The organism is Microbacterium pratiae, from assembly GCF_047302165.1.
Lineage (GTDB): Bacteria > Actinomycetota > Actinomycetes > Actinomycetales > Microbacteriaceae > Microbacterium.
The window spans coordinates 2,791,022-2,817,518 of sequence record NZ_CP154843.1; the positions used below are offsets into that span (position 1 = coordinate 2,791,022).

Consider the following 26,497-nt stretch of genomic DNA (forward strand, 5'->3'; position numbering starts at 1 on the left):
CGCAGGCGCGACCACGCAGTCCTCTTGACGCCGCGCACGCCCTTCCATATAGCCCGCGAGAATGATGGCACGCGCTATGCGTGCTCAATCTCCTTTCCGGCGCAGCGGCAGCCGGTTCCGCCCGGCTAGATTGTTTGCGTGAACGAAGTGTGGATCGTGTACCACGACAGCGGGCCGGACGACAATATCCTCGGCGTATTCGGATCGCTGGAGGAAGCGCAAGGCTACGCGGAGGAAGTCGGCCCACAATGGAAAAAGGGTGCGCTCGTAAGCCACTTCCCCGTCCCGTGGCGATCCGCAGATCGTCAGACGATCATCGAGATCTAGCGACACCGATCGACGCACGCTGAAAGACCCCATCGATAGGGTCGAGAGGATGGAAGCCGAGATCATCCCCCGCATCATCCTGCTCGTCACGATGGGCGGCGCGGGAGCGCTGCTGATCTGGATGGCGCGGGCTGCGGCATCCGGAAAGCTCAAGCGGAACTCCCTCGCCGGCATCCGCACCCCCACCACGATGGCCAACGACGAAGCGTGGCTCGCCGCCCACGTGCGTTCGAAGAGCGCGACGCTCCTCACCGGCTACCTGTCCGTCGCGATCGGGGTGATCTCGCTTGTGCCCATGCCTCCGGCAGCACTCGGCGTCATGGTGCTCGTGGGCGCCGCGCTCATGGTCATCGTGATGATGTGGGGAACGCGCGTCGGAATCAAAGCGGCCCTGGCGGCGACCGAGGCAGCGCGGTGACACCAGCGCCCATCGAGATCGACCTGTACGACGACGTCGTCTTGCGCTCGCTGCGCGAAGAGGATGCCGCGGCTCTCGCCGAGGCGTACCGCGTGAATAGCGATCACCTCGCGCCGTTCGAGCCGATCCGCTCAAACGACTTCCGCACCGAATCGGGGCAGCGGACCGAGATCGCCGCGCTCATAGCGAGCCGCGAGGCCGGCACCGCCCTGCCCCTCGTCCTCGCCCATGGCTCGCGAATCGTCGGACGGGTCACGCTCTCGAGCATCACCCGCGGAGCCTTTCAGAGCGGGAACCTCGGCTACTGGATCGACCAGCGCTATGCGGGCCGCGGCCTTATGACCGCCGCGGTGAACGAGATCTCACGTCTCGCGGCGGACGACCTGCAGCTGCACCGCATCCAGGCCGGCACCCTCGTCGACAACATCGCTTCGCAGACCGTCTTGAGAAAGTGCGGCTTCGTCGAGTTCGGGCTCGCGCCGGACTACCTGCTCATCGCCGGCCGCTGGCAGGACCACCGACTGTTCCAGAGGATTCTCGAGCCCTGAGGTTCGGGCGGGCCGCGAAACGTGGCCCAGCTGGCACTTCGCGCCCACTCGCCGCATCAATAGCGGCGTGACCTGACAAGCGAATCGCATCGGCCGCCGCAGCGGAGAGGCGGCGATTGTAGCGATCGCATATGCCCGCTGTCACGACGCGCAACACAACTCACGGCCGAAATACCGGTACGGGAAGATGAGGCGCGCCATCCCGGCGCGACCCGTCGCCTCGCCCTGGAGGATCCCGTGTCTTACGCCACCCCGCAGCCCGCAGCCTCGAACGTCGACCCGCTCTCGCAGCCCCTCTATGGCGCGAGCTTCGGCCAGGCCTTCGGTCGCTTCTGGAAGAAGTACGCCACCTTCACCGGTCGCGCAAGCCGCAGCGAATTCTGGTGGTGGTACCTCGCGGCCGCCGTCGTGACCGCCGTGCTCTACATCTTCGCCGGCATCCTGGGCTTCTCCGGTGTCACCTACGACTCGGTCACCGGCGCGGTCGCGCCCGGCCCGCTGTTCGCCATCGGCGCGGTGCTGATCGCCGTCTGGCACCTGGCGACGCTGGTGCCCACGATCGCCCTCTCGTGGCGCCGCCTGCACGACGCGAACCTCGCGGGGCCGTTCTGGTTCCTCAGCCTGGTCGCCGGCATCGGCAGCCTGGTCGTGCTGGTGCTCTGCCTGCTCCCCTCGAACCCCGCGGGAGCTCGCTTCGACCGCTGACCGCAGCCTCGATCACTCCGGACGGTCGGCGAGCCAGTACAACGCTCCGTCGGCCGTCCGCTCGAGCACGCCGGTGTCGACGGCGTGACGGCGGAAGAACGCGGCATCCGTCACGAACATGCCCAACCGCTCGTTGAGCGCCGGCTCGGTGACTCGTTCGCCCTCGCCGACGACCCGGCGCGCCACGGCCGCCACAGCGGGGTCGAGCTCGTCCAGCGCGAGATCACCGGCTGAGATCCGCGAGCCCTGCAGCACCGCCAGCGGGCCGAGTCGAGCGTCGAGCGCGGCGAGCGCCTCATCCAGAAAGCTCTCGCTCAGCCGCACGCCGCCATCCGCCCGTTCGGCGATGCCGCTGCGAACGAACGCCTCTGACTGCTCCCCCGCGGATGCCGTCGGCGTCGGCCCGATCAGCTCAGCGAAAGCCACGCGCAGGCGCGTACTGCGAAGCATCATGACGAGGGACCGGACCGGACGCAGCGACGAAGCAGACATCCCTCGATCCTCACCGACCGCAGAGCGTGCATCAAGGCGACGAGCTGACCGCGCCGCGCGGGCCATCGGGTGTCTGACCTGGCACTTCGCGCCCACTCGCAGCGCCAGAAGGGGCTTGAGGTGACAGGTGAATTGGGAAAGAGCAGAAGCCCAAGCGCGTGCGAGCTCACACAGCCGGGGCGTCCACGCAGACCACGCTTCACTTGGCACCTCGCGCCCCTTCACGCCGTCGGAAGGGGCCACAGCTGCCAAGTGAACCTCTGAGAGAGCAGAAACTCGGGCGTGTGCGAGCTCGCGCAGTCAGGGGCGTCCGCGCAGACCACGCTTCACCTGGCACGTCGCGCCCACTCACAGCGCCGGAAGGGGCCACAGCTGCCAAGTGAACCTCCGAGAAAGCAGAAACTCGGGCGTGTGCGAGCTCGCACAGCTGGGGCGTCCACGCAGACCACGCTTCACCTGGCACCTCGCGCCCCATCACAGCGCCAGAAAGGACCACAGCTGCCAAGTGAACCGACGCATACGCGTGCGAGCTCGCGCAGCGCAGAGAGACCACACTTCACCTGGCACCTCGCGCCCACTCACAGCACCAGAAGGGGCCGCAGCTGCCAAGTGACTCCCGAGAGAGCAGAAGCCCAAGCGCGTGCCAGCTCGCGCAGCGCAGAGCGACCACGCTTCACCTGGCACCTCATGCCCACTCACGCCACCAGAAGGGGCCACAACTGCCAAGTGAGCCGCGTAGCCCCCATACACACCGACCTCGCGCGCGTGAGCATCGCGTCGGGCTCGCGGCATTCAGGCTGCGAACTGATCCAGCAGCGACGTCAGGTGCGCGCGGGTCAACGCCGCCGCGCGCTCACCATCTCGATCGGCGATCGCGTCGGCGATGCGCTCGTGCACCTCGTGATCCGCCCCGCCATCGCCCGCACCATCACCCACACCGGCACCAGCACCCCCGCGCCCGCCCCGCGCTCGCAGCATCGCGATCATGGCCTCGCGACTGCGCGGGGTGAAACCGTCGAACATCTCGAGCAGCAGCGGATTGTGCGACGCGGCGACGATGACCCGGTGGAACGCGGCATCCGTGTCGATGTGCTCCTCGATATCCGAACGGTGGGCGGCGCGCTGATCCAACGCGGCACGAAGCGCCCGCAGCTCGGCTGGGGTCCGGCGCACCGCGGCGAGCGCCGATGCTTCGACCTCGATCGCGAGGCGCGCTTCGAGCACGGCACGGATGTCGGCACGTCCGACGACGCGCGACCATTCCTCGGGCACGTCGAGCGCGGCGACGAACACACCCGCGCCCTGGCGTGAGGTCAGCACCCCGCGCCCGGCGAGCTGGCGGATGGCCTCGCGGACGGTCGAGCGACCGACGCCGAGCTGCGGCGCCAGGGTCGTCTCCCCCGGCAGCTTCGCACCCAGCGCCCACTCCCCCGCACGCACCCGGGCGAGCAGCAGCTCGGCAGCCTGATCAGCGAGCGGTTCCCGTCGGACGGTGGTCATACCCACATCATCCCACCACTCAGACAACACCTCAGCTTGTCTGAGGAGTTGTGGTAGCGTCTCGATCATGCTCGACCGTCACGACCTTCTTCTTCGCCGCCACGGCGGGGCCTAGCCAGACCGGCTCCCCACCGTGGAGCCTCCCCGCGCCGGTCTCCCCTCCGAGCAATGCGAGAAGACCCATGACGATCCACGCCTCCACCCGCCTCTCCCCTCCCGCGGGCCCCGTCCCCGCCGATGCGCCCGCCTGGAACCGGCAGCGCCGGTCGCAGATGCCCTCGCATCGGTACCGCGACGCGTTCGCGCGCGTCGACATCCCCGCGGCACATCAGGCGATCCAGCGCAGCTGGCCGGCCAACCGTCTGACAACCGCACCGCTCTGGGTCCCCGTCGACCTCCGCGATGGCAATCAAGCTCTCGCCGAGCCCATGGATCCCGAACGCAAGCGTCGCTTCTTCGAGCTGCTCGTGACGATGGGCTACAAGGAGATCGAGGTCGGCTACCCCTCCGCCTCGCAGACCGACTACGACTTCGTGCGCCTGATCGCTGAGACCGACCTCGCCCCCGATGACGTCACGATCGTCGTGTTCACGCCCGCCCGGCGCGACCTCATCGAGCGGACGGTCGCGTCGATCCGCGGCATCCGCAACGAGGTCGTCATCCACATGTACACCGCGACTGCGCCGGTGTGGCGGGATGTCGTGCTGGGCCGCGACCGGCACGAGCTGGCAGAGCTGATCGTCGCGGGCGGCGAAAATGTGCTGCGTCTCGCGGGCGACCTGCCGAACGTCCGCTTCGAGTTCTCGCCCGAGGTGTTCAACCTCACCGAGCCCGACTACGTGCTCGAGGTCTGTGACGCGATGACGACGCTGTGGGATGCCACGCCCGCGCGCCCCGTCATCCTGAACCTCCCCGCCACCGTCGAGATCGCGACCCCGAACGTGTACGCCGATCAGATCGAGTACATGCATCGGAACCTCGGCCGTCGCGATTCGGTGATCCTGTCGGTCCACCCGCATAACGACCGCGGCACCGGCATCGCCTGCGCTGAGCTAGCGGTGCTCGCCGGGGCGCAGCGCGTCGAGGGGTGCGTCTTCGGCAACGGCGAGCGCACCGGCAACGTCGACATCGCCACGCTCGCGCTCAACCTGCACGCGCAGGGCATCGACCCGATGATCGACTTCTCCGACATCGACGAGATCCGGCGCACGGTCGAGTACTGCAACCGCATCGAGATCCACCCCCGGCATCCGTATGTCGGCGACCTCGTGCACACGGCCTTCAGCGGCACGCACCAGGACGCCATCAAGAAGGGCTTCGCTGAGCACCGCCGACGTGCCGCCGCGCTCGGGCGCGACGAGCGCGAGATCGACTGGCGCGTGCCCTATCTGCCGATCGATCCCGCCGACCTGGGGCGCAGCTACGACGCCGTCATCCGCGTGAACTCGCAGTCGGGCAAGGGCGGCGTCGCGTATCTGCTCGAGACGACCTACGGCATCGAGCTGCCGCGGCGCTTCCAGATCGAGTTCGCGCGACACGTGCAGCGGCACACGGATGCCGGCGGCGGCGAGGCTACGGCGAGCGAGCTCTGGGAGTTGTTCCGGACGACCTATCTCGGCGACACGACCGCCGGCCTCCAGCTGACGAGCTACGACTCGACGGATGCCGGCACCGCGATCACCCTCACCGTCGGCGACGCCGTCCACACGAGCGAGCACTCCGGAGTCGGCCCCGTCGAGGCGCTGACGGCCGCCCTCGCCGAGCACGGGATCGTCGTCGAGGTCCTGAGCCTGCACCAGGGCAGTGTCGGCAGCGGCACCGGCACCGACGCCCTGACCCTCGTCGAGTTTCGTCGCGGCGCCGACGCGGTGGGCTGGGCCGCCGGCTCGAACCGATCGGTGCTCGCCGCCACCCTCGACGCGATCATCCGTGCCGCGCAAGGACCGGCGGAGGCGACATACTGACCTCGTGAGAATCGCGATCGCCGGCAGCACCGGCACCGTCGGCCGACACGTCCATCGCATCGCTACCGATCGGGGTCATGACGTCGTCGCGCTTACGCGCAGCAACGGCCACGACCTCGAGCATGCCTCGCTCCCGTCCTCGGTGCTGGACGGTGTCGACACGATCGTCGACGTCAGCGGCATCCAGACGCTCTCGCGGCATCGCTCGCGCCGGTTCTTCGAGAGGGTGTCGGCCAACCTGGAGCAGGCGGGAACGGCAGCGGGGGTCGCGCACCTCGTCGCCCTGTCGATCGTCGGCATCGACGGCGTGGATGCCGCCTACTACGGCGGCAAGCTCGCGCACGAGCGTGCCGTGCAACGCGGGGCCCTCCCCCACACGCTGCTCCGCGCTGCGCAGTTCCACGAGTTCGCCGAGCAGACGCTCGTCCGAGGGAAGGTGGGCCCGATCACGGTGGTGCCCGCGGCCCGCGTCCGCCCCATCGCCGCCGAGGAGGTCGCCGAGCACCTCGTCACGCTCGCGGAGGGCGCGCCGGCGGGCCGCGCCCGCGACCTGACCGGACCGAGGGACGAGCTGCTCATCGACATGGTGCGAGCGCTGCTCGATGCCCGCCGCATCCGCAGGACCACGATCGAGATGCGTCTGCCGGGCTCGTTCGGCCGTGCGATGTCGTCGGGTCGACTGCGCGGGCACGCGAACGCCGAACGCGGCACCGTCACATTCGCGGAGTGGCTCGCCGCACAGAGCTGAGGTGCCGGTCGCGGCACCGGAGCACCACGCGGTCAGGCCGCCGGTTCCCCGTCCGTCGTCTCGAGCGAACGCAGGTATGCGGCGTTGCCGCGCAGCGCGGGCTTGTAGCGCTCGAGCTCGTCCGAGTCGACGGCGTCGGCGAGAAGGTCGAGCAGTCCGGCGAGCGCGCGATCGACCCGCCCGGCCGCGTGGAGCGTGAGCGCTTCGAAGGCGCCGAGCGACACCGACTCGGGGAACTCGCGCCGCCCGTCGGCGAACACCGCGAGCGACTCATCGAGGCGGCCGAGGTTGCGCAGCGTGCTGCCGTACTGCAGCAGGCAGCGGCGCCGGATGTCTCCGCTGAGACCTGCGTCGAGCGCGCGCTCGTACAGCGCGCAGGCCGCTGCCTCGTCACCGGCGGTGTCGTAGGCGCCGGCAAGCTCGTAGACGACTCGCGGGTCGTCGGGGTGCTGCTCGTACAGCGGCGCGAGGGCGGCGATCGTCGGTGCCATGTCACCGCGATCGCGTGCCGCAAAGATCCGATCGAGTTCGGTGTACAGCTCATCCACGTCCGCCATCCTCGCAGGCCCGGCCCTCTACGGCGTCGCGGCACAAGCGGCAAGCACCTGCGACTCGAAACCGACTCGTGTTGACTGCCGGGATGAGCAATTGGGCCGAGACCGTCATGTGGTGGCACGTGTACCCGCTGGGATTCACGGGAGCGCCGATCCGGCCGGAAGACCGCGGCGCCGGCGAGGGATCGGCGGATGCCGGTGACCCGAGCGGGCACGTCGAGCACCGGCTCGGCCGCATCGAGGCGTGGCTCGACCATGCCGTCGAGCTCGGGCTCAACGGGCTGCTGCTCGGGCCGGTGTTCGCGTCGAGCACGCACGGCTACGACACGACTGACTACTTCCGTCTCGACGCGCGCCTCGGTGACGGTCGCGACCTCGACCGCCTCATCGCCGCCGCGCACGACCGCGGCATCCGCGTGCTGTTCGACGGCGTCTTCAACCATGTGGGCCGTGAGCACCCCGCGTTCCACGAACTCGAAGAGCATGGCCCCGGAGCCGACACCGCCGACCTCTTCCGCGTGCGGTGGGACGGCTGGCAGCCCGGCGCGCCGGTCGACGCCGACGTCTTCGAGGGGCACGACGCCCTCGTGACGCTGAATCATGACTCCCCCGCCGTCGCCGACCTCGTCGTCGACGTGATGACCCACTGGCTGGGTCGCGGCATCGACGGGTGGCGACTGGATGCCGCCTACGCCGTGCCACCCGCGTTCTGGGCCCGGGTGCTGCCGCGGGTGCGCGCCGATTATCCCGAGGCATGGTTCCTCGGCGAGGTCATTCACGGCGACGCGGCCCGCATCGTCGAGGAGTCGACGATCGACTCGCTCACGCAGTACGAGCTGTGGCAGGGCATCTGGCACGGCATCGCCGACGGCAACCTGTTCGAGCTGAAGCACGCCATCGAGCGGAACAACGAGCTGCTTTCGACATTCGCGCCGCAGACGTTCGTCGGCAACCACGACGTCACACGCATCGCCTCGGCGGTCGGCCTCGACCTGGTGCCGCATGCGCTGGCGGTGCTCTTCACCGTCGCGGGAGTGCCGTCGGTATACGCGGGCGACGAATACGGCTACGAGGCGGTGAAGGAGGAACGCCTCGGCGGCGACGATGCGGTGCGCCCCGAGTTCGTAGAAACGCCGCCGGCCCCGGAGTCGCTGTCGGCGGACGCGCAGCATATCCTGCGCACGCACCAGCAGCTCATCGCGATCCGCCGTCAGCATCCGTGGCTCCATCGCGCCCACACCGACGTGATCCACATCGACAACACCGCGATGGTGCTGCGCACCGCGACCGGAACGGATGCCGTCGTCACGGCCCTCAACCTCTCCGATGCACCCGTGACCGTGCCGGTCGCCGACGCGACGCAGCTGCTTGCCGGCACTGCCGACCTGAGCGGCGATGCAGCATCCCTCGCCCCGCACGGCTGGGCGGTGCTGTCGGCTCCCTCCGCCTGACGCGGGGCGCGGCGGCTCACCGGAAGTCTCGCGACTGGTGCCTCACCCCCACCCGCAGGTCTTCGAACGCGTCGGCGAGGATGTTCACGACACCTTCGTTCGACCGCTCGAGGATGCCGCGCACGATGAGCGCCGGGCTGTCGCGCACGACCCGCCGGTAGCGGTGCCACATGCCCGTCGAGCAGATGACGTTCATCAGGCCGTGCTCGTCCTCGAGGTTGAGGAACGTGATGCCGGAGGCCGTCGCCGGGCGCTGCCGGTGGGTGACGAGCCCGGCGATCTCGACACGGCGTCCCGACTCGTGCTGTCGCAGATCGTTCGCGGTGAGCACTCCGCGGGCGTCGAGCTGCGAGCGGTAGTGGGTCATCGGATGGTCATCGGGTGAGATGCCCGTGGCCCACAGGTCGGAGGCGAGCACGTCGTAGCTCGACTGATCGGTGAACAACGGCGGCTGCACGGCGATGAGTGAATCGGGCAGGTACTCGATGCGGTCCTGCGCGGCCGACCCCGCCAGCCAGATCGCTTCGCGGCGGGTGTGCCCGAAGCACTCCAGCGCCCCCGCGGTCGCGAGTGCTTCGAGCTGCGTCGTGTCGGCACCGGTGCGCCGCACGAGGTCGCGCATGTCACGGTAGGGACCGGATGCCTCGCGCTCGGCGACGATCCGCTCGGCGAACCTCTTGCCGATGCCGGTGACCGCGGCGAGCCCGAGCCGCACCGCGAAGCCGCCGTCGCGGCGATGCGCCGCCGACTCGTCGGGGGCGTTGATGTCGAACACCGGCACCGGCGGCTGCTCGCCCAGGCAGCTGTCGAGCCCCGTCGGCGCCCTCTCCCCCTCCTCGGACACGTGTTCGAGCACGGCTTCGGCCCCCGAGAGCTGCAGGTCGGGGCGCCGCACCTCGACCCCGTGACGACGGGCATCGGCCGAGAGCGTCGCGGGCGAGTAGAAGCCCATCGGCTGGGCGCGGAGCAACCCCGCGAGGAACGCGGCGGGATAGTGCAGCTTGATCCACGAGCTCGCATAGACGAGCAGCCCGAACGAAAGCGAGTGGCTTTCGGCGAAGCCGAAGTTCGCGAACGCCTGGATCTTGGCGTAGATGTCGTCGGCGGCATCCCCGACGAGCCCGTTCTCGGCCATGCCGTCGTAGAGCTTCTGTCTGAGCGAGTCGATGCGTTCGATACCGCGCTTCGAGCCCATCGCGCGGCGCAGCAGGTCGGCGTCCTCGCCCGAGAGCCCGCCGATGACCATGCCCATCTGCATGAGCTGCTCTTGGAAGACCGGCACCCCGAGGGTGCGTTCGAGCACCGGCTTGAGCTTCTCGTGCGGGTACGTCGTGGTCTCGTAGCCGAGCTTGCGTCGCACGTACGGATGCACCGCACCACCCTGGATGGGCCCGGGCCGGATGAGCGCGATCTCGATCACGAGGTCGTAGAACCGGCGCGGCTGCAGGCGCGGCAGCAGTCCCATCTGCGCGCGGGACTCGACCTGGAACACCCCGATGGAGTCGGCCCGGCACAGCATGTCGTAGACCGCGGCCTCTTCCTTCGGCAGGGTCGACAGCTCGAACTCCTCGCCCGTCGCCCCCTCGATGAGGTCGAAGCAGTACTGCAGGGCGGCGAGCATCCCGAGGCCGAGCAGGTCGAACTTCACCAGCCCCATCCAGGCGGCGTCGTCCTTGTCCCACTGGATGACGGTGCGGTCCTGCATCCGGGCGTGCTCGATCGGCACGACCTCGCCGACGGGGCGATCGGTCAGTACCATGCCGCCCGAGTGGATGCCCAGGTGCCGGGGAGCCTTCAGCAGCTCGGCGGCGTAGCTGAGCACCCGCTCGGGGATGTCGTGGTCGGGCCCAGTGTCGAGGGTCGCACCCCAACGTTCGACCTGCTTCGACCAGGCGTCCTGCTGGCCCGGTGAGTGTCCGAGCGCCTTCGCCATGTCGCGTACGGCGTTCTTCGGCCGGTACTGGATGACGTTGGCCACCTGCGCCGCACGCTCGCGGCCGTAGGTGGTGTAGACCCACTGGATGATCTCTTCGCGCCGGTCGGAGTCGAAGTCGACGTCGATGTCGGGCTCCTCCTCGCGCAGCGCCGAGAGGAAACGCTCGAACGGCAGCCGGTAGTAGATGGAGTCGATCGCGGTGATGTCGAGCAGGTAGCAGACGGCGCTGTTGGCCGCCGATCCCCGCCCCTGGCACAGGATGCCGCGGCGCCGCGCCTCTTGCACGATGCCGTAGACGATGAGGAAGTACCCGGGGAAGTCCTTCTGCTCGATGACGGCCAGCTCCCGTTCAATGCGGTCGCGGTCTTCGGGCGGGAGGTTCGGGTATTTGCGGGGCACCGCCTCCCACACGATCTGGCGCAGCCACGACATGGGCGTGTGGCCCTCGGGCACGGGGAGCTTCGGCAGGGCGGGCTTGGCCCGTCGCAGCGGGAAGGCGAGCTCGTCGGCGAGCTCGACGGTGCGCGCCACGGCTCCGGGGTACCGGCGGAAGCGACGGGTCATCTCGGCCCCCGACCGCAGGTGCGCCCCCGCATGGGAGGGCAGCCACCCGTCGAGCTCATCGAGACCGCGATTGGCCCGGACCGCCGCGATCGCGGCGGCGAGGTGGGCGCGCTCGGGCACGGCGTAGTGAACGTTGTTCGTCGCGAGGATCGGCAGGCCGCGCTCACGCGCGAGGCCGGCGAGGATGTCGTTGTGCCGCGAGTCCAACGGCTCGCCGTGGTCCATCAGCTCGACCTCGACGGCATCGCGCCCGAACCGGTCGACCAGGGCGTCGAGCTCGGCGGCGGCGGCATCCGGTCCTCGCTCGATGAGCGCCCGGCGCACTGCTCCCTTGCGGCACCCGGTGAGGATGCTCCACTCGCCTCCGGCGATGTCGGCCAGATCGTCGAGCCGGTACCGGGGCTTGCCCTTCTCGGCTCCCGCAAGCTGCCCCCGCGTGAGCGCGCGGGCCAGCCGGTGGTACCCCTCTTCACCGCGAGCGAGGACCAGCAGATGCTCGCCCATCGGGTCTGCCTCATTGCGCGCGGCGCCGACGCGCTGCGGCAGATCGAGCGACAGCTCGGCCCCGAACACCGTCTTCACGGCGAGCTGCTCGGCGGCCTCGGCGAAGCGGACGATGCCGTAGAAGCCGTCGTGATCGGTGACCGCGAGGGCGTGCAGCCCCAGCCGCTCGGCCTCTTCGGCCAGCTCTTCGGGCGACGAGGCGCCGTCGAGGAACGAGTACGACGTATGAGCGTGCAGCTCGGCGTACGGCACCGCATCGTCGGGACGCTCGATCCTCGGCGCGGAGTACTTCCCCCGTTTGCGCGACCACGCGGGGCTGTCACCGCCGTCCGCCCCCGGCGGCGCGCTCGGCGCACGGTTGCCGCTGAGCAGGCGTTCCATCTCGGACCACGGCACCGAGGGGTTGTTGAAACCCATCAGTCGTACCGCCCTTCGACCGACCACTCGCCGCCGTCGCACACCAGCAGCCATGCGGTCTGGGTGGCATCGACCATCTGGAAACGGTGGGCGCGTCGCGATCGCACGGCATCCCACTCCCGTTCGATCACCGGCCAGGGTCCCGCCCACGAGCGGATGCCCCGCGATCCGGTCGACGACACCAGCGCGGCCGGGATCGCCGTGAGCTCGCCCCGGCCGTCGACGGCCACCATGTCGCCCTCCCGGTCGACGACCGCCAGCGGCAGCGCCCGCTCGAAGACCGTCGCGGGCAGCGGATCGGGCAGGCTGCCGGGCCATGGCCGCTCGCGCGAGCTCGTGACCGGACGATCGCCCCACGGTACGAGCACCTGCCGCTCGGCGAGCCAGCGCCCGCCGCCCACGACCGGCGTGACGACGCCCGTGTGTCCGAGCATCGCCTGGACGCGCGACAGGGCGTGGTGCACCCGCTGCTCAGGGCCGGAGCCGAACAGCGAGACGGCGTGATGGGATGCCGCATCCACCGCTTCGGGCTCGATCTTGACCCTCGCGACACCGCTGGTGAGCTTGCCGCTCTCGGCCAGCTGCCACCGCACCCGGTCGACGACGGCGGCAGGATCGAAGGTGCCGGGGTGGAGCCAGACGCGATTGCTCGTCTCACCGCGGTCGCCGGTGAGGATCACGCGCAGCTCGGTGCACACGAGATCGACCGCCCCGAGACCGGCGATGAACTCCTCGGCGGCGACCCTCATGCCGAACGCGACCTGATCGGCGAGATCGAGGGGCGGTTCGAACGCGACCTCGCGGTGCAGTTCGGGCGGCGGGGTGCGCGGGACGACGGGGCGGGAGTCGGCGCCGGCTGCGAGCCCGTGCAGCCGGACGCCTCGGGGACCGAACCGTTCGACAAGACGCTCGGGGTCGATCGCAGCGAGGTCGCCGAGAGTCTGCACCCCGAGCCGGGCGAACAGGTCGACCGTGTCGTCGTCGAGCACGGCGATCGTCAACGGCGCGAGGAACTCGGCGGAACGCCCGGCTTCGACCACCCGGATGGGGCGTTCGGGCCGCGTGCTCATCCGGGCCGCCTGCTGCGCGGTGAAAGGGCCGTCGGCGACACCGACCCGCACATCGAGATCGCCCTCGGCTACCGCCGCCAGCAGCGCACCGGCCGCCTCGGTCTCACCGCCGTAGAAACGGGCGGGTCCGCGCACGCGCAGTGCGCACAACCCCGCTTCGAGAACCTGCACGCCCGGCGCCATCTCTTCGAGGCGCGCGACGATCGGCGCGAACTCACGGTGGTCGCGCACCGCGTCGGCGTCGACCACCTGCAGCGCGGGGCATCGCGCCTGCGCGTCACGGCGACGCTGGCCGCGGGCGACACCGTCGGCCCGCGCAGCCGCCGAACACGCGATGACCACGCCCTTCTCGAACACCGCGATCGGCGCGTTCGGGTCGCCGCCGCTCTCGCGCACGGACGCCACGACCGGCCAGTCGGGCACCCACACCACGAGGCTGCGTACCGGTGCCGTCACCTCCTGCTCCCCCACGTCAGACCGCCCGTCGCATCGGGATCGGCTCGACGATCGGACCGCCCGCGAGTGCCCGCTCGTGCGGAGCGGCAGAGATCGCGCCATCGGGTGCCGGCAGCAGCATCCGCGCCGATCGGGGCACCGGAAACCGCCGACTCGACACGGTGACCGTCAGCTCGCGGTCGCTGAGGTAGCCGTCGCCGTCGCCCAGCCCCGACCAGCGCGGATCGGTGACGTCGAGCATGGCTTCGGTCTGCGGCCACGGCCCCTGCACGAGAAGCACCGTTCCGCGGTCGCGCAGCCGGCCGGCGAGCTTGGCGATGTCGGAGTCTTTCGCCCGCTCGGGCGGACGCACCGCGACGACGGGAAGCACGTCGGCGATCGTCGCGGTGACAGCGAGCCAGCGTGCACCCGGATCGGGGATCAGCACGACGCGGGACAGGTCGACCCCGGCATGCTCTGCCGCCTCGGCCCCGAAGCCCGGCATCCCGACCACGCCGCACCACGATCCGGTCTGCGACGGCTGGGCGAGCAGGGCGAACAGCAGCGAGGATGATGAGCCGAGCGAGTACGCGGCGCCGGGCCGCAGCCCCCGCCCGGGAAGCAGCCCGGCCAGGGCAGGATGGGTCGGCAGCACGGGAGCATCGAGCCGGCGCCCCTGCATCCGCTCCATCTGGGCGCGCAGTCGCTGCACGTCCTCGGCGGCAGCAGGATTGCGCATGATCGACCTCACTCGGCAAGGGTAGAACATATGTTCTAGACCATCAATGTCGAGATCGAAGATACGACCGACTTCCGACATCGCATGGCAGATTGGATCGGTGAACACCTCCGACTCCCCGACCGTCAGCCTGCGTCCGTACCGGTCGGCCGACGCCGCCGCGACGCTCGCCGTCTTCACCGAAGCGATCACCCAGACCGCGGCAGCGCACTACACCTCGCAGCAGATCGACGCGTGGGCCCGGCCCGGACGCCGCGACCTCCCCTCGTGGGATGAAGCCATGAGCGGCCGCGCGAGCGTCGTCGCGGTCGTCGGCGACGAGGTCGTGGGCTTCTCGGATGTCGACGGCGACGGCTACATCGACATGCTCTTCGTCTCACCCCGACACCTGCGTCGCGGGATCGCACGAACGCTGCTCGGCTTCGTCGAGCAGCGTTCGCGGTCGGCGGCGACCCCCGAGCTCACGTCCGACGTCAGCATCGCCGCCCGGCCCTTCTTCGAGAGCGTCGGCTTCCACGTCGTCCGCGAGCAGCACCCGGTCAAAGAAGGGGTCGAGCTGACGAACTACCGGATGCGGAAGGTCCTGTCGCCGTCCGCGACCGCGGCATCCTGATCTCCGGCCTCCGCGAGCACGGCGGCCAGCCCCTCCCGCAGGTCGGCGACGAAGGCCTCGGGCATCTCGAGCGACGGGAAGTGTCCACCGCGCTCCGCAGCCCGCCACCGGGCGATGGTGCGGAAGCGTTGCGCCGCCCACGGGCGGGGGTGCTTCTCGATGTCGTGGGGATACGTCGTGAGAGCGGCCGGCACGTCGACCCGGAGGTCGGGGTCGAGCGACTGGTGGCTCTCGAAGTAGATGCGCGCCGCTGACGCGCCGGTGCCCGTCAGCCAGTACAGCGTCACGTTGTCGAGCAGTCGGTCGCGCGAGATGCTCTCGAAGGGAGTGTCGACGGTGTCGGTCCATTCGTGGAACTTCTCCAGTATCCACGCGAGCAGACCCACCGGAGAGTCGACGAGCGCGTACCCGATGGTCTGCGGCGACGTCGCCATGACCTTCGCGTAGGCGAGTCGGTTCGCATCGAACGCACGCGTCTCGGTCACCCAGCGCCGCTCGGTCGCATCGAGTCCATCGGTGCTGAGACCCGGCGGGCTCTGCGGCGTACTCGTGTGCATGCCGATCACGTGGCTCGGGAAGCGGCCGGCGAGCACGATCGTGACGGGGCCACCCCAGTCACTGCCATGCGCCAGGAACCGCCCGTAGCCCAGGCGCGTCATGAGCTGCACCCAGGCGGCGGCGATCCGTTCGGTGCCCCATCCGGGCTCATCGGGTTTGTCGGAGAAGCCGTATCCCGGCAGGGACGGCGCCACGACATGGAACGCCGGCATCGTCGGATCGTTCGGTTCGGCGAGGTCGTCGATCACGTCGACGAACTCGGCGACACTGCCCGGCCACCCGTGCGTCATGATCAGCGGCACCGCATCGGGTCGCGACGACCGGCGATGAAGGAAATGGATGCCGAGGCCGTCGATGACCGTGCGGAACTGACCGATCTCGGCGAGGCGCCGCTCGAACGGGCGCCAGTCGTAGACCGTCCGCCAGTACTCGACGAGGGCGGCGACATCGGCCCGTGGCGGTCCCTGCTGCCAGCGTTCCCGCCCGTCGGCATCGGGCCGAGTGGTCTCGCGTTCGGGCAGACGCGCCGCGCGGAGGCGCACCCGCAGGTCGTCCAACTCAGCATCCGCCGCACGTCGCACGAAGGGCGACACAGCCTCGGACGGGTGGGAAGCGGTCATGATCACTCCGTTCGTCGCGGCTCGCAGTTGCGAACCGCCATAGCCGGTTCTACCAGAACCCAGCAGCCAATGGAACCAGCTATGGTGGTGCCATGTCGGACCACTTCCCCGAGTTCCGTGTCGGCTCCGTGCTGTCGACGAGCTTCACGGGCACGCTGACCGAGCGACACGGCGCCCGCGTCGAGCGCATCCCCACACCGGCGCGGCTCCAGGCGTGGTTCGAGAGATTCGATCTCGCGGTCGCGCGGTGCTCGGCATCCGAGCTCGACCGGGCCTACGTCCTGCGAGAGGCGATCCACGCCGCCGCGACGGCGCGGGCGCAGGGCGCGGCGTTGCCGGCCGATGCGGTCGATCTGCTCAACGAATTCAGCGCACGCGGCGGGGCGATCGCAGTCCTCACCGACGACGGCCGGCGGCGCTGGCACCTCGGATCGCCCGCCGCGGTCGACGCCGCGCTCGGAGTCGTCGCCGCAGACGCGATCGAGATCCTCGCCGGCACGCGACCCGGCGCGTTCGCACTGTGCGCGTCACCGACATGTCGTGCCGCGTTCTTCGACACCAGTAGAGCCCGCACCCGGCGATGGTGCGACATGAACACGTGCGGCAACCACGCGAAGAAGGCTCGGCTGCGCGCGAAGGAAGCTCACGCGGGCGAGGCCCACGGAGGAGTCACACGTCACGCGATCTGAGGACGAGAAGAGCGGCGAGGGTCGTCCATAGCGTGAAGATCGCCATGATCCCGAGTCCCGCCAACGGCGGCATCCCGCTCGTCATCGCGACGGCGTAGGAGGCCTGACCGGCCGTCGTGGGCCAATACGTACCCGCGACGTCGCCGATGATCCCGGGCATCCCCGGTGCGAGCGCGGGCACGAGAAGCGCCACCGTCACGACGATCGCGAGCGCGCCGGAAGCGCTTCGCGTGATGATGCCGAATCCGAGGCCGAGGACAGCCGTGAGGACGAGGTAGACGACCGCGCAGACGATGGCCCGGACCGTGTCGGGCTCACCGAGCACCGCCAGCGGCAGACCGGCCGCAGAGAGCGCCGCCTGAGTGGCTCCGAAGCTGCCCATCACCGCCGCGACCGCCACGGCCGAGGCGATGAGCGCCGAGACCCCCAGCTTCGAGGCCAGGAGAGCCCCGCGCTGAGGCACGATGGTCAGGCTCGAGATGATCTGGCCCGACCCGTACTCGCTGGTGATGGCCTGCGACCCGAGAGTCGCGAGGAGGATCTGGCCGACGAGGATGCCCTTGAAGCTGATGCCGGTGGGGTCGAAATCGGACGGGAGCGCGGTCTGCCACTCGGACATGAGCCCGCTCACCCCCAGGAGGCTGACCATCACGGTCACGACGACTGCCGAGGCAGCGAGGATCCACGTGCTGTGGACGCTGCGCGCTTTGATCCATTCGGAAGCGAAGAGGTTCATGTCAGGCGGCCTTCTGCTCGATCGTGGTCATGGCGAGAAACGCATCTTCGAGCGAATCCCGAACGAGGGTGAGCTCGAACACCTCGACCCCAGAGGCGGCGGCAAGGCGGCCGACGCGCTCCGTCGTGGCTCCCGAGACGATGAGGACGTCGGCGTCGTCGCCGGCCCGAACTGCGGATCCGGCTCGCCGGAGCGCGTCACGCAGGACGACGACATGGGGAGTCCGCACGCGAACGTACTCGTTCGTGTGCGAGGCGATGAACGCGTCCACGGACTCGTCCGCGAGCAGACGTCCGCGATCGATCACGATGAGGTGATCCGCGGTGAGCTGCATCTCCCCCATCAGATGGCTGGAGAACAGCACCAGTCGCCCCTCGGCGGCGAGCTGGCGCATCAGCGAGCGGGCCCAGCGGATGCCTTCGGGGTCGAGCCCATTGAGGGGTTCGTCGAAGATGACGATGCCGGGGTCACCGATCAGCGCCGTCGCGATCCCCAGCCGCTGCTTCATGCCGAGGGAGAAGTCACCGGCCGGACGATGGCCTGCGTCGGCCAGCCCCACCAGCTCCAGAACCTCGCCGACTCGGCCCCGCGGCACGCCTCCGGCACGCGCGACGGACGACAGATGATTCGCGGCCGTACGCCGTGGGTGGACGGCTCGCGCGTCGAGCATGGCGCCGATCACCCGCATCGGATGCGGCAACTCGTGCAACCGACGCCCGTTCACGGTCGCCGCACCGCTCGTGGGCCGGTCCAATCCGAGGAACATGCGCAGGGTCGTGGATTTGCCCGCGCCGTTCGGTCCGAGAAAGCCCGTCACCATCCCGGGTCGGACCTCGAATGAGAGACCGTCGACGGCGGTGACGTTTCCGTATCGCTTGACGAGATCGTGAGCGTGGAGCGATGCCTGAGTCTTCTTCTGCACGACAGGTACACTACACCGTACCGTGTAGTACTGCACCGGTCAGTGTAGAGTTCGGTCGGAGAGAAGAAGGACGACGTGATCGAAGCGAAGCCGACCAGGCAGGGCCAGGAGCTGAAGCGCTCGGCCATACTCACAGCCGCGCGAGAGTTGTTCCTCGAGGTGGGAGTCGAGCGATCGAGCATGGACGCCGTCTCCGCGCGCGCGGGCGTGTCCAAGCGCACGGTCTACGACTACTACGGCGACAAGCGGCGGCTTCTGCTCGGAGTGGTCGAGAGCGCGGGCGAGGTCGCTGTCAGCACTCTCCGCGAGCTGGCCGAGAAGCATCTGCGCGACACGACCACGCTTCAGCGACCCGGCGGCCTGAACCAGGCGGTCTCGGCGTTCGCCGCAGAACTGGGAGAGTTCCTCGTCACGTCGACGAACTATGCGGCGGCCGTCACGCTGATCGCGGAGAACGAGTCGCTTCTGCCCGAGCTCGAAGACCACCCGTTGGACCGAGCACATGCGGAGGTGCTCGCTGAGCGATTCGCCGACTTGGCGGCGCAGGGCCTCCTCGACCTCGACGACGCAGGGCTCGCCGCCGAGCACTTCCACGCCCTCACGACCCTCCGCGTTCTCAACGAACCCGCACGACGCCGATCGGACGCCGAGAGGGTCCACGAGGTCATGACCGACGGCGCTGCCGCGTTCTTGCGCGCGTACGGCCCGCGAGGCGAGTAGGAACGCGCAGCGCGATCAGGCCGCGAGCGACAGGTAGGGCTCCCAGCGCGGGTCGGATCGCTCCGTGCCGCGCACCGTCCACTGCGGTCCGCGCGGCGGCTTCGGCAGCCACCGCAGCTCCCACCCCATCTCCTGCGGGGTGTGATCGCTCTTGAGGTTGTTGCATCGCAGGCAGCAGGCGACGAGGTTCTCCCACGAATTGCTGCCCCCGCGAGAGCGCGGCATGACGTGGTCGATCGTCGAAGCCGCCTTTCCGCAATAGGCGCATCGGTGGGCGTCACGTCGGAGCACCCCGCGCCGCGTCACCGGCACTCGGCGCGCATTCGGGATACGGACGTACCGGGTCAGGACGATCACCGCCGGACGCTCGTACGTCCCGTCGATCCCGAGAACGGGATCGTGGACGACGTGCTCGACGATCGTCGCCTTGTCGTTCAACACCAGGAGGAGGGCCCGACGGAACGACACCACAGCAAGTGGCTCATACCCGGCGTTCAGTACCAGAGTGCGCATTTCCTGTCCTCACGAACTGCCCTGACGGCTTCAGCGGATGTTCGATGACCGACGTCGCGCATGCCGTGCGGGCGGGTCCCGCGAGGGTGCGAGCACGAAAAAAGGCGCTGTCATGAAGACAGCGCCTTGATTCACGGCCGAGGCCGCAGTGGTGCACACGATGCCGCAGGACGTAGCGACCGATCGCATTCACGGTTCGAATGCCCGGTACTGGTCCCATCGGCTCCCCCTCGGCGTGCGCGAGCGTCGCGTTCAGGGTAATACACCCTCGACCCCGCAAAGGTCGACGGAAGGTGAACGGATGATGCGTGTCGTCAGCCCGCGTTCGCGACGAGCCACGACTCGGCGTTCACGTACGCGCCGTCGACCACGATCTCGAGGTGCAGGTGCGTTCCGAACGCGCGGCCCGTGTCGCCGACCTGGCCGAGCAGCTGACCCGCCGAAACGGTGTCGCCGACCTGGACCGCACGAGTGCCCCAGTCCATGTGGGCGTAGAGGCTCGTCACGTTCGTGCCGTTGATGTTGTGCGCGACCTTGACGTACACACCCCAGCCGGGGCCGCTCTCGCTCGACGCGACGACGGTGCCGTCGGCGACCGAGTAGATCGGGGTGCCGCGGTCTGCCATGTAGTCGGTGCCGCGGTGACCGGCGTACGGGGTGCCGAAGTTGTTGAACGACATCAGCGGTCGGCGCACGAGACCGGAGCCCGGCGCGACGAGCGGGATCGACTGGTTGTACGACGTCGAGGACGACGCGGTCGAGCTGCTCGCGGAGATCCGGTTGGCGAGAGCTTCGGCGGCAGCCTTCGCAGCGGCCTCCTCGTCCTTCTTCTTCTGGATCTCCTCGGGCGTGGTCGCCGTGAACCCGCTGCGGTCGAGGGAGGCAGGGCCCACCTCGGACGCGACGACGATCGACTGCGCGTTGTCGGCGGCCACCTGCTGCAGCGTCATCGCGTCGGCCGACGTACCGCGCACGGCGGCAAAGGCCGGAATCGCGACGGTTGCGACGAGACCCACCACAGCAGCGACCGTGAAGGTGCTGCGGACGGGGTGGACCCGACGTCGGCTACGGCGGGCGGCGCGGTTCTCGACGGTCGCGACATCCCGGGATTGCTTCTTCGCTATCGGGAGGCGGCGGCCACGCAGGGCGCGACCAGAGCGGTCAGGATTCGTCGCGTCGACCTCGGGTACGTCTACCGACGAATCGTTGTTTTCAGCCAAATCAGTCCTCCGGCGCCTCTGCGCGAATGCCGCGCTGGCTCGTCGATACTGCGCGTGTAGGTCCACGCGACATTCGGGTGTCACCGCGTGGACGACGAGCCGAAGAGGCAATCCATGCAGCGGTCTCGGGCGGGCTTCTCGCCTAAAGACTTCTCGAGGCTACCGGAAGGTAACGAATAAGTCACGCTGTCGTCCCCATGCCCACCCGACGCTCAGGGTCGGCTGGGCATGGGACTGCGCTCAGTCGCGCCGCGTGAGGAAGATGTGAGACGCGACCTCGACGGGGAGCTCGAGTCCCTCGTCGACGCCGTCCATCTGCACGAGGACATAGCCCTCGGAGAACTGGAACGTGCCGTCACGACCGGGGACGACACCCGCGGCCCGGAGCTGCTGGAGGAGTTCGGGATCGACCTGAGCCGGCTCGGCGAGGCGGCGCACGGTGCCCTCGATCGGGCCGCCCGTCTCATTGAGGAGGCGCACGAGACCGACGACACCGTCGTCGAACGTGCGAGCGGGCACGTCACCGAGCTGGTCGAGACCCGGGATCGGGTTGCCGTACGGCGACTCGGTGGGGTGACCGAGCAGCTCGATGAGGCGACGCTCGACGAGCTCGCTCATCACGTGCTCCCATCGGCACGCCTCTTCGTGCACGTAGGCCCAGTCGAGCCCGATCACGTCGCTGAGCAGACGCTCGGCGAGACGGTGCTTGCGCATCACGTCGACCGCCTTCTGGCGACCGCTGTCGGTCAGCTCGAGCGAGCGGTCTTCCGAGACGACGACGAGGCCGTCGCGCTCCATGCGGCCGACCGTCTGCGACACGGTGGGCCCGGAGTGGCCGAGGCGCTCGGAGATGCGCGCGCGCAGAGGGACGATCGCCTCTTCCTCGAGCTCGAGGATGGTACGCAGATACATCTCTGTCGTGTCGATGAGATCGGTCATCACAGCCCTTGTTGTGCGCGTGGTCGAGAGGATCCCAGCCTATCCGCTGCCGACGACATCCGAGGCTGCCCTTACCTCCGGCACCTGGCACGGCGAGCCCCGGCGCCGCCCCTAGAATCGGCTCATGGCGCACGTCACCCTGCCCCGAGACATCCTTCCCCGCGACGGCCGCTTCGGCTGCGGTCCCGCCAAGATCCGCCCCGAGCAGGTCGCCGCCCTGTCGGGCCCCGGCTCGATCCTGCTCGGCACGTCCCACCGCCAGTCGCCGGTGAAGAGCCTCGTCGGTCAGGTGCGATCGGGTCTGTCCGACCTGCTGCGGCTCCCCAACGGATACGAGATCATCCTCGGCAACGGCGGGTCGACCGCGTTCTGGGATGCCGCCGCCTTCGGCCTCATCGAGAACCGCAGCCAGAACCTCGTCTTCGGCGAGTTCGGCGGCAAGTTCGGGGCAGCGGCGTCCGCCCCGTGGCTGCAGGCACCCGACATCCGCAAGGCCGAGCCCGGCTCGAGCATCGCGGCGGAGCCCGTGGAGGGCGTCGATGTGTACGCCTGGCCGCACAACGAGACCTCCACCGGTGTCGCCGCTCCGGTGCGACGCGTGACCGGCGATGACGGCGCGTTGACCGTCATCGACGCCACGAGCGCTGCCGGCGGCATCGACTTCTCGGTCTCGCAGTGCGACGTCTACTACTTCGCCCCGCAGAAGAACCTCGGCTCGGACGGCGGCATCTGGTTCGCGGCGGTCTCGCCCGCAGCGATCGAGCGGATCGAGCGGGTCGCCGCGTCGGGCCGCTACATCCCCGAGTTCCTGAGCCTGAAGAACGCGCTCGACAACTCGCGACTCAACCAGACGCTCAACACCCCGGCCGTCGCGACGCTGTACCTGCTCGACAAGCAGCTCGAGTGGATCCACAGCAACGGCGGCCTCCAGTGGGCGGCCGACCGCACGGCGGAGTCCTCGTCCGCACTGTACGACTGGGCCGAGGCGTCCGAGCACGCGACGCCCTTCGTGGCCGACCCCGCCGACCGCTCCCCCGTCGTGGTCACGATCGACTTCGACGACACCGTCGACGCTGCGGCCGTCGCGAAGAGCCTGCGCGGCAACGGCATCGTCGACACCGAGCCGTACCGCAAGCTCGGCCGCAACCAGCTGCGCATTGCGACGTTCGTCTCGATCGAGCCCGACGACGTGCGTCAGCTGATCAAGTGCATCGACTACACCATCGACCGCCTCTGACTCCGGCGCGTCGCTAGACGAGAGAAGGGATGCCGCATCACGCGGCATCCCTTCTGTCGTTCGTGAGAGGGCTCAGCGCTCCCAGGGCGATTCGTCGTGGTCGGACTCGTCGTCGTCCTCGTCGGACTCGTCGTTGTTGGACTCGTCCTCCTCGTCGGTATCCTCGTCGTCGCTCGATGCGATCTCGTCGTCGTCGGAAGCGCCGGCGTCGAGCGCGTCGATGTCGACCCCGTCGACGTCGCCGGCGTGGGTGACCGCCGTGCTGCCGTCCGCGAAGTCGTCGTCGGCATCCTCGTCGTCATCATCGAGCTCGTCGTCGATGTCGTCATCGGCCTCTGCCGCATCGTCCTCGTCGAGCTCGTCGTCCGAGTCGTCTTCGTCCGCGGCGGCCTGGGCGGCCTGGTAATCGGCGAGGCGCACCGCCCACGGCACCCACTCGGGCGCGAGCAGCGCGCCGGCGGCCGGGAGCAGTTCGACCTCGAGCACCGTGGGCTCGGCGTCGTCGACGACGGCCACGCTGACGGTCCACAGCCACCCCGGATAGCCGGAGAGACGATTGGCGAAGCGCAGCGAGACCACGCCGCCGGCCTCGACGACGTAGTCGACCGGATCGCCGACCGTCGAGACCGGCGTGATCTCGGCGAGCGCTGCGCGAGCCAGGTCATGCGCGGCGAGCAGACGCTCGTCGACGGTCACCGGCTCGGACGGCGCGGCATCCTGGGCGTCATCGGTGTCGAGCGCATCAGCGGTCTCCTCGGGCGCCCCCGCGTCGTCGGCGGCGGACTCGACCGTCGTCACCTCGTCCGACGCCGAGGCGTCGGGGGTCTCAGGCGTCGAGGTCATCGGCGACCTTGCGCAGCACCGCGGCGATCTTCTTGCCGTGTCCCGAGCTGGGGTAGCGGCCGCGTCGGAGGTCGGCGCCGATGCCGTCGAGGAGCTTCACGAGGTCCTCGACGATGATCGCCATGTCGTCCGCGGGCTTGCGGTTGCGCTTGCTCAGGCTGACCGGAGCCTCGAGCACGCGGACGGCCAGGGCCTGCAGACCGCGCTTGCCGTCGGCGACCCCGAACTCCAGGCGCGTGCCGGGCTTGAGCGACTCGGTGCCCGCCGGGAGTGCCGTGGCGTGCAGGAAGACGTCCTGGCCGTCATCCGAAGAGATGAAGCCGAACCCCTTCTCGTCGTCGTAGAACCTGACCTTGCCGGTGGGCATGTGCGTACCTCGCTGTGACGGACCGCGTTTCGCGGGCAGAACCGAATGCCGGGGCCGTGTGAGCCCCGACAACCAGCCTACGGCACCGCCGCGAAGCGCTACGCTGATGCGGATGAGCACGCGCAGCCCGAGCGACGACCTCCCGGTCCGCCGTATAGACCGCATCCTCGCGTTCATGTCGCTGGGACTGCTGATCCTGGCCATCGTCTGCTTCTTCGCCATCATCATCGGCACCGCGACCGGCCTCGAGCAGGCCGACTTCGGTTCGGGAGCATGGCCGACGGTCAGCGCGATCGTGTGGATCGCCCCGCCCATCGCGTTCGCTCTGTTGCTGACGGTGCTGATCATGACCTTCATCCGACGGAGCCGGGCCAACAAGGGCCGGTGACGTGTCTCCCGTCGACGCCCGTGCCCTTGCGAGCTGGCTCGCCACGGTCGACGACGACGTCCTGACGACGCTCCTCCGTCGACGTCGCGTCTCGACCGATGCCACGTGGGCCGACTTCTTCGACGCCGCCGAGGCGCTGCTCGATCCCGCCGCGGTGGCCAAGGCCGCACCGCTGCTGTCTCGCCCGCTCGTCGAGGCCATGGATGACGCCGTGTCATCGGACGCCGCGGTACCGCCGGGCACGGCACGCGACGATCTCATGCACCTCGGGCTCGTCTCCCCCGACGGCCTCCCCTACGCGGGCGCCGCCTCGGCCTGGCGCGACATCTCGCGGCCCGGCGTCCCGACCCCGGCCGACGCGGAGGCTCCCCCCGAGGATGACGCGCAGCTGGCGGAACGCGCGTTCACCGCGCTCTCATCGCTCGCCGACGTCCTGTCGCTGACGCAGCCCGCGCCTCTCGGGCGCACCGGAGCCGGAACCCTGGGTGCCGGCGACCGCCGCCGGCTCATCGAGGCGGGGGCCGTGGCGGATGCCGCAACGGTCGACCTCGTGATCGGTATCGGTCTCGACGCCGGGCTCCTGGGGGCCGTCGACCGCGAATGGCGGGTCACGACGGAGGGCAGCGCGTGGTTGCTGCGCGGGTCGGTCGACCGCTGGGCGGAGACCGCGTCACACCTTCGCGACGCCCTGCCCGCGGCTGTGCGTGCGGCGGGCGGCGGTTGGGAGCCGCCGGAGCAGTGGCATCTGGCCTATCCTCTCGACCCGCAGTGGCCGGCGCGCTCCGAGCGCCTGCGGGCGCAGTGGCGGCTCTGGGCGATCATCGACGCGTCGGGCCGACCGGCCACGTGGGCGACGGCTCTGGCGACGGGCGGCGCCGTCGACCGGACCGCCCTGCAGCAGCACCTGCCCGGCGAGGTCGACCGCATCTTCCTGCAGAACGACCTCACCGCGATCGCTCCCGGTCCGCTCGAACCCGCGATCGACGCGCGGCTGCGCCGGGCCGCTCGGCGCGAGTCGCGCGCGCAGGCATCGACCTACCGCTTCTCGGCCGAGTCGATCGGGGCAGCCCTCGCGGCGGGCGAGGACGCGGCGTCGCTCGCCGAGTTCCTCACGGCTATCTCGCTGACGGGCCTGCCGCAGCCGCTCGCCTACGAGCTCGAGCGCGCCGCACAGCGCCAGGGCCGGTTGCGCGTGGGCAGCGACGCGACCGGTCGCACACAGGTGACGGCATCCGACCCCAGCGCGCTCGACACGCTCGCCGTCGACCAGGCGCTGCGTCCGCTCGGGCTCGTCCGCGACGGCGATCGGCTCATCAGCCGCAGCTCCGTCGACGCCGTCTTCTGGATGCTCAGCGACGCGCGCTATCCGGTCGCGGCGGTCGACCCCGACGGAGTCGTGCGGGTGCTCGACCGGGCCCGCCTGGCGGACTCGCCCGAGCGCGGCGACGCGAACGACGACGATGCGCCGTACCGACTGCTGATCGATCGCATGCGCCGCGCGCACTCGTCCGACGACGCGGATGCCGCGTGGCTCGGGCGCGAGCTCGAGCAGGCGGTCAAGGCGCGCGCGGTGATCGAGGTGAGCGTGCGACTGCCCGACGGCACGACACGCGACTTCGTCCTCGAAGCGACGGGCCTGGGCGGCGGCCGGCTTCGCGGACGCGACCGCGCCTCGGACGTCGAGCGCACCCTGCCGGTGTCGAGCATCGTGTCGGCACGTCTGGTCTGAGCGCCGTACCCCTGAACACCGTCGACGCTCG

The 26,497-nt window shown here is 69.8% G+C and carries 27 protein-coding genes; 13 read left to right on the top strand and 14 right to left on the bottom strand.

Going from position 1 to position 26,497, the window contains the following annotated elements:
• Positions 1–138: 138 nt before the first annotated feature.
• The 4 genes from AA0Y20_RS13265 to AA0Y20_RS13280 all read left to right on the top strand — a co-directional run bounded on the left by AA0Y20_RS13265 (position 139) and on the right by AA0Y20_RS13280 (position 1,998).
• On the top strand, positions 139–327 hold the full coding sequence (locus tag AA0Y20_RS13265) for a hypothetical protein (RefSeq protein ID WP_412935146.1): 189 nt from the start codon (positions 139–141) through the stop codon (positions 325–327).
• Between the two features lie 49 nt (positions 328–376).
• On the top strand, positions 377–745 hold the full coding sequence (locus tag AA0Y20_RS13270) for an SdpI family protein (RefSeq protein ID WP_412935148.1): 369 nt from the start codon (positions 377–379) through the stop codon (positions 743–745).
• Positions 742–1,293 carry a GNAT family N-acetyltransferase gene (locus tag AA0Y20_RS13275; RefSeq protein ID WP_412935150.1) on the top strand — a complete coding sequence of 184 codons (552 nt, stop codon included), beginning with the start codon at positions 742–744 and terminating at the stop codon, positions 1,291–1,293. The genes AA0Y20_RS13270 and AA0Y20_RS13275 overlap by 4 nt, the downstream gene beginning before the upstream one ends.
• A gap of 237 nt (positions 1,294–1,530) precedes the next feature.
• Positions 1,531–1,998 carry a DUF805 domain-containing protein gene (locus AA0Y20_RS13280; protein WP_412935152.1) on the top strand — a complete coding sequence of 156 codons (468 nt, stop codon included), beginning with the start codon at positions 1,531–1,533 and terminating at the stop codon, positions 1,996–1,998.
• Positions 1,999–2,010: 12 nt separating this feature from the next.
• Here AA0Y20_RS13280 and AA0Y20_RS13285 read toward each other — a convergent pair whose 3' ends face one another.
• Together AA0Y20_RS13285 and AA0Y20_RS13290 are read right to left on the bottom strand one after the other, a co-directional pair.
• The gene (locus AA0Y20_RS13285) at positions 2,011–2,490 is read right to left on the bottom strand and encodes a DUF2087 domain-containing protein (RefSeq protein ID WP_412935153.1); all 480 of its coding nucleotides are present in this window, start codon (positions 2,488–2,490) and stop codon (positions 2,011–2,013) included.
• A 792-nt stretch (positions 2,491–3,282) separates the two neighbouring features.
• Positions 3,283–3,990, bottom strand: a complete 708-nt coding sequence (locus tag AA0Y20_RS13290; RefSeq protein ID WP_412935155.1) for a FadR/GntR family transcriptional regulator — start codon at positions 3,988–3,990, stop codon at positions 3,283–3,285.
• Positions 3,991–4,172: 182 nt separating this feature from the next.
• Here AA0Y20_RS13290 and AA0Y20_RS13295 point away from each other — a divergent pair, with 182 nt between their 5' ends.
• Positions 4,173–5,954, top strand: coding sequence for a 2-isopropylmalate synthase (locus AA0Y20_RS13295; RefSeq protein ID WP_412935158.1), 1,782 nt, complete (start codon positions 4,173–4,175; stop codon positions 5,952–5,954).
• Positions 5,955–5,958: 4 nt separating this feature from the next.
• A complete protein-coding gene (locus AA0Y20_RS13300) occupies positions 5,959–6,702 on the top strand; it encodes an SDR family oxidoreductase (protein ID WP_412935160.1) in 744 nt (247 codons plus the stop codon).
• A 32-nt stretch (positions 6,703–6,734) separates the two neighbouring features.
• Here AA0Y20_RS13300 and AA0Y20_RS13305 read toward each other — a convergent pair whose 3' ends face one another.
• The gene (locus AA0Y20_RS13305) at positions 6,735–7,193 is read right to left on the bottom strand and encodes a tetratricopeptide repeat protein (protein ID WP_412939647.1); all 459 of its coding nucleotides are present in this window, start codon (positions 7,191–7,193) and stop codon (positions 6,735–6,737) included.
• Positions 7,194–7,342: 149 nt separating this feature from the next.
• On the opposite strand from AA0Y20_RS13305, the gene AA0Y20_RS13310 reads away from it, so the two are divergent.
• The gene (locus AA0Y20_RS13310; protein ID WP_412935163.1) at positions 7,343–8,707 is read left to right on the top strand and encodes an alpha-amylase family glycosyl hydrolase; all 1,365 of its coding nucleotides are present in this window, start codon (positions 7,343–7,345) and stop codon (positions 8,705–8,707) included.
• 16 nt (positions 8,708–8,723) lie between these two features.
• On the opposite strand, the gene AA0Y20_RS13315 is transcribed toward AA0Y20_RS13310, so the two are convergent.
• From AA0Y20_RS13315 to AA0Y20_RS13325, 3 genes are read right to left on the bottom strand one after another with little or no spacing between them, the layout of a single operon-like run.
• Complete coding sequence (locus AA0Y20_RS13315; RefSeq protein WP_412935165.1) at positions 8,724–12,128, bottom strand: error-prone DNA polymerase; 3,405 nt, start codon at positions 12,126–12,128, stop codon at positions 8,724–8,726.
• Positions 12,128–13,654 carry a DNA polymerase Y family protein gene (locus AA0Y20_RS13320; protein WP_412935168.1) on the bottom strand — a complete coding sequence of 509 codons (1,527 nt, stop codon included), beginning with the start codon at positions 13,652–13,654 and terminating at the stop codon, positions 12,128–12,130. The genes AA0Y20_RS13315 and AA0Y20_RS13320 overlap by 1 nt, the downstream gene beginning before the upstream one ends.
• 16 nt (positions 13,655–13,670) lie before the next feature.
• Positions 13,671–14,372, bottom strand: a complete 702-nt coding sequence (locus AA0Y20_RS13325; protein WP_412939649.1) for a hypothetical protein — start codon at positions 14,370–14,372, stop codon at positions 13,671–13,673.
• Positions 14,373–14,472: 100 nt separating this feature from the next.
• On the opposite strand from AA0Y20_RS13325, the gene AA0Y20_RS13330 reads away from it, so the two are divergent.
• On the top strand, positions 14,473–14,985 hold the full coding sequence (locus AA0Y20_RS13330) for a GNAT family N-acetyltransferase (RefSeq protein ID WP_412935170.1): 513 nt from the start codon (positions 14,473–14,475) through the stop codon (positions 14,983–14,985).
• On the opposite strand, the gene AA0Y20_RS13335 is transcribed toward AA0Y20_RS13330, so the two are convergent.
• Positions 14,937–16,163: an epoxide hydrolase family protein gene (locus AA0Y20_RS13335; protein ID WP_412935172.1), complete on the bottom strand. Its 1,227-nt coding sequence runs from the start codon at positions 16,161–16,163 to the stop codon at positions 14,937–14,939. The two genes, AA0Y20_RS13330 and AA0Y20_RS13335, sit on opposite strands and share 49 nt — an antisense overlap.
• A gap of 92 nt (positions 16,164–16,255) precedes the next feature.
• Here AA0Y20_RS13335 and AA0Y20_RS13340 point away from each other — a divergent pair, with 92 nt between their 5' ends.
• Positions 16,256–16,852 carry a CGNR zinc finger domain-containing protein gene (locus AA0Y20_RS13340; RefSeq protein ID WP_412935175.1) on the top strand — a complete coding sequence of 199 codons (597 nt, stop codon included), beginning with the start codon at positions 16,256–16,258 and terminating at the stop codon, positions 16,850–16,852.
• Here AA0Y20_RS13340 and AA0Y20_RS13345 read toward each other — a convergent pair.
• Positions 16,833–17,588 carry a hypothetical protein gene (locus AA0Y20_RS13345; RefSeq protein WP_412935178.1) on the bottom strand — a complete coding sequence of 252 codons (756 nt, stop codon included), beginning with the start codon at positions 17,586–17,588 and terminating at the stop codon, positions 16,833–16,835. The two genes, AA0Y20_RS13340 and AA0Y20_RS13345, sit on opposite strands and share 20 nt — an antisense overlap.
• A gap of 1 nt (position 17,589) precedes the next feature.
• Positions 17,590–18,546 carry an ABC transporter ATP-binding protein gene (locus AA0Y20_RS13350; RefSeq protein ID WP_413331639.1) on the bottom strand — a complete coding sequence of 319 codons (957 nt, stop codon included), beginning with the start codon at positions 18,544–18,546 and terminating at the stop codon, positions 17,590–17,592.
• A 39-nt stretch (positions 18,547–18,585) separates the two neighbouring features.
• On the opposite strand from AA0Y20_RS13350, the gene AA0Y20_RS13355 reads away from it, so the two are divergent.
• Positions 18,586–19,230, top strand: coding sequence for a TetR/AcrR family transcriptional regulator (locus AA0Y20_RS13355; protein WP_412935184.1), 645 nt, complete (start codon positions 18,586–18,588; stop codon positions 19,228–19,230).
• Between the two features lie 15 nt (positions 19,231–19,245).
• Here AA0Y20_RS13355 and AA0Y20_RS13360 read toward each other — a convergent pair whose 3' ends face one another.
• From AA0Y20_RS13360 to AA0Y20_RS13370, 3 genes are all read right to left on the bottom strand, one after another.
• The gene (locus AA0Y20_RS13360; protein WP_023954771.1) at positions 19,246–19,743 is read right to left on the bottom strand and encodes an HNH endonuclease; all 498 of its coding nucleotides are present in this window, start codon (positions 19,741–19,743) and stop codon (positions 19,246–19,248) included.
• 314 nt (positions 19,744–20,057) lie between these two features.
• The gene (locus tag AA0Y20_RS13365; RefSeq protein WP_412935186.1) at positions 20,058–20,963 is read right to left on the bottom strand and encodes a M23 family metallopeptidase; all 906 of its coding nucleotides are present in this window, start codon (positions 20,961–20,963) and stop codon (positions 20,058–20,060) included.
• Between the two features lie 240 nt (positions 20,964–21,203).
• Entirely contained in the window at positions 21,204–21,902 is a 699-nt protein-coding gene (locus AA0Y20_RS13370; protein WP_094259799.1) for a metal-dependent transcriptional regulator, read from the bottom strand.
• 124 nt (positions 21,903–22,026) lie between these two features.
• On the opposite strand from AA0Y20_RS13370, the gene serC reads away from it, so the two are divergent.
• The gene (serC, locus tag AA0Y20_RS13375; protein ID WP_412935190.1) at positions 22,027–23,139 is read left to right on the top strand and encodes a phosphoserine transaminase; all 1,113 of its coding nucleotides are present in this window, start codon (positions 22,027–22,029) and stop codon (positions 23,137–23,139) included.
• 72 nt (positions 23,140–23,211) lie between these two features.
• On the opposite strand, the gene AA0Y20_RS13380 is transcribed toward serC, so the two are convergent.
• Both AA0Y20_RS13380 and AA0Y20_RS13385 read right to left on the bottom strand, forming a co-directional pair.
• Entirely contained in the window at positions 23,212–23,982 is a 771-nt protein-coding gene (locus AA0Y20_RS13380; protein ID WP_413331643.1) for a DUF3027 domain-containing protein, read from the bottom strand.
• On the bottom strand, positions 23,966–24,349 hold the full coding sequence (locus tag AA0Y20_RS13385) for a cold-shock protein (RefSeq protein ID WP_023954781.1): 384 nt from the start codon (positions 24,347–24,349) through the stop codon (positions 23,966–23,968). Before AA0Y20_RS13385 ends, AA0Y20_RS13380 begins: the two co-directional genes overlap by 17 nt.
• A 112-nt stretch (positions 24,350–24,461) precedes the next feature.
• Here AA0Y20_RS13385 and AA0Y20_RS13390 point away from each other — a divergent pair, with 112 nt between their 5' ends.
• Both AA0Y20_RS13390 and AA0Y20_RS13395 read left to right on the top strand, forming a co-directional pair.
• Positions 24,462–24,737 (top strand): multidrug ABC transporter ATPase, encoded by a 276-nt coding sequence (locus tag AA0Y20_RS13390; protein WP_412935195.1) that lies wholly within the window; start codon positions 24,462–24,464, stop codon positions 24,735–24,737.
• A 1-nt stretch (position 24,738) separates the two neighbouring features.
• Entirely contained in the window at positions 24,739–26,466 is a 1,728-nt protein-coding gene (locus tag AA0Y20_RS13395) for a helicase-associated domain-containing protein (RefSeq protein WP_412935198.1), read from the top strand.
• The last annotated feature ends 31 nt before the right edge of the window (positions 26,467–26,497 follow it).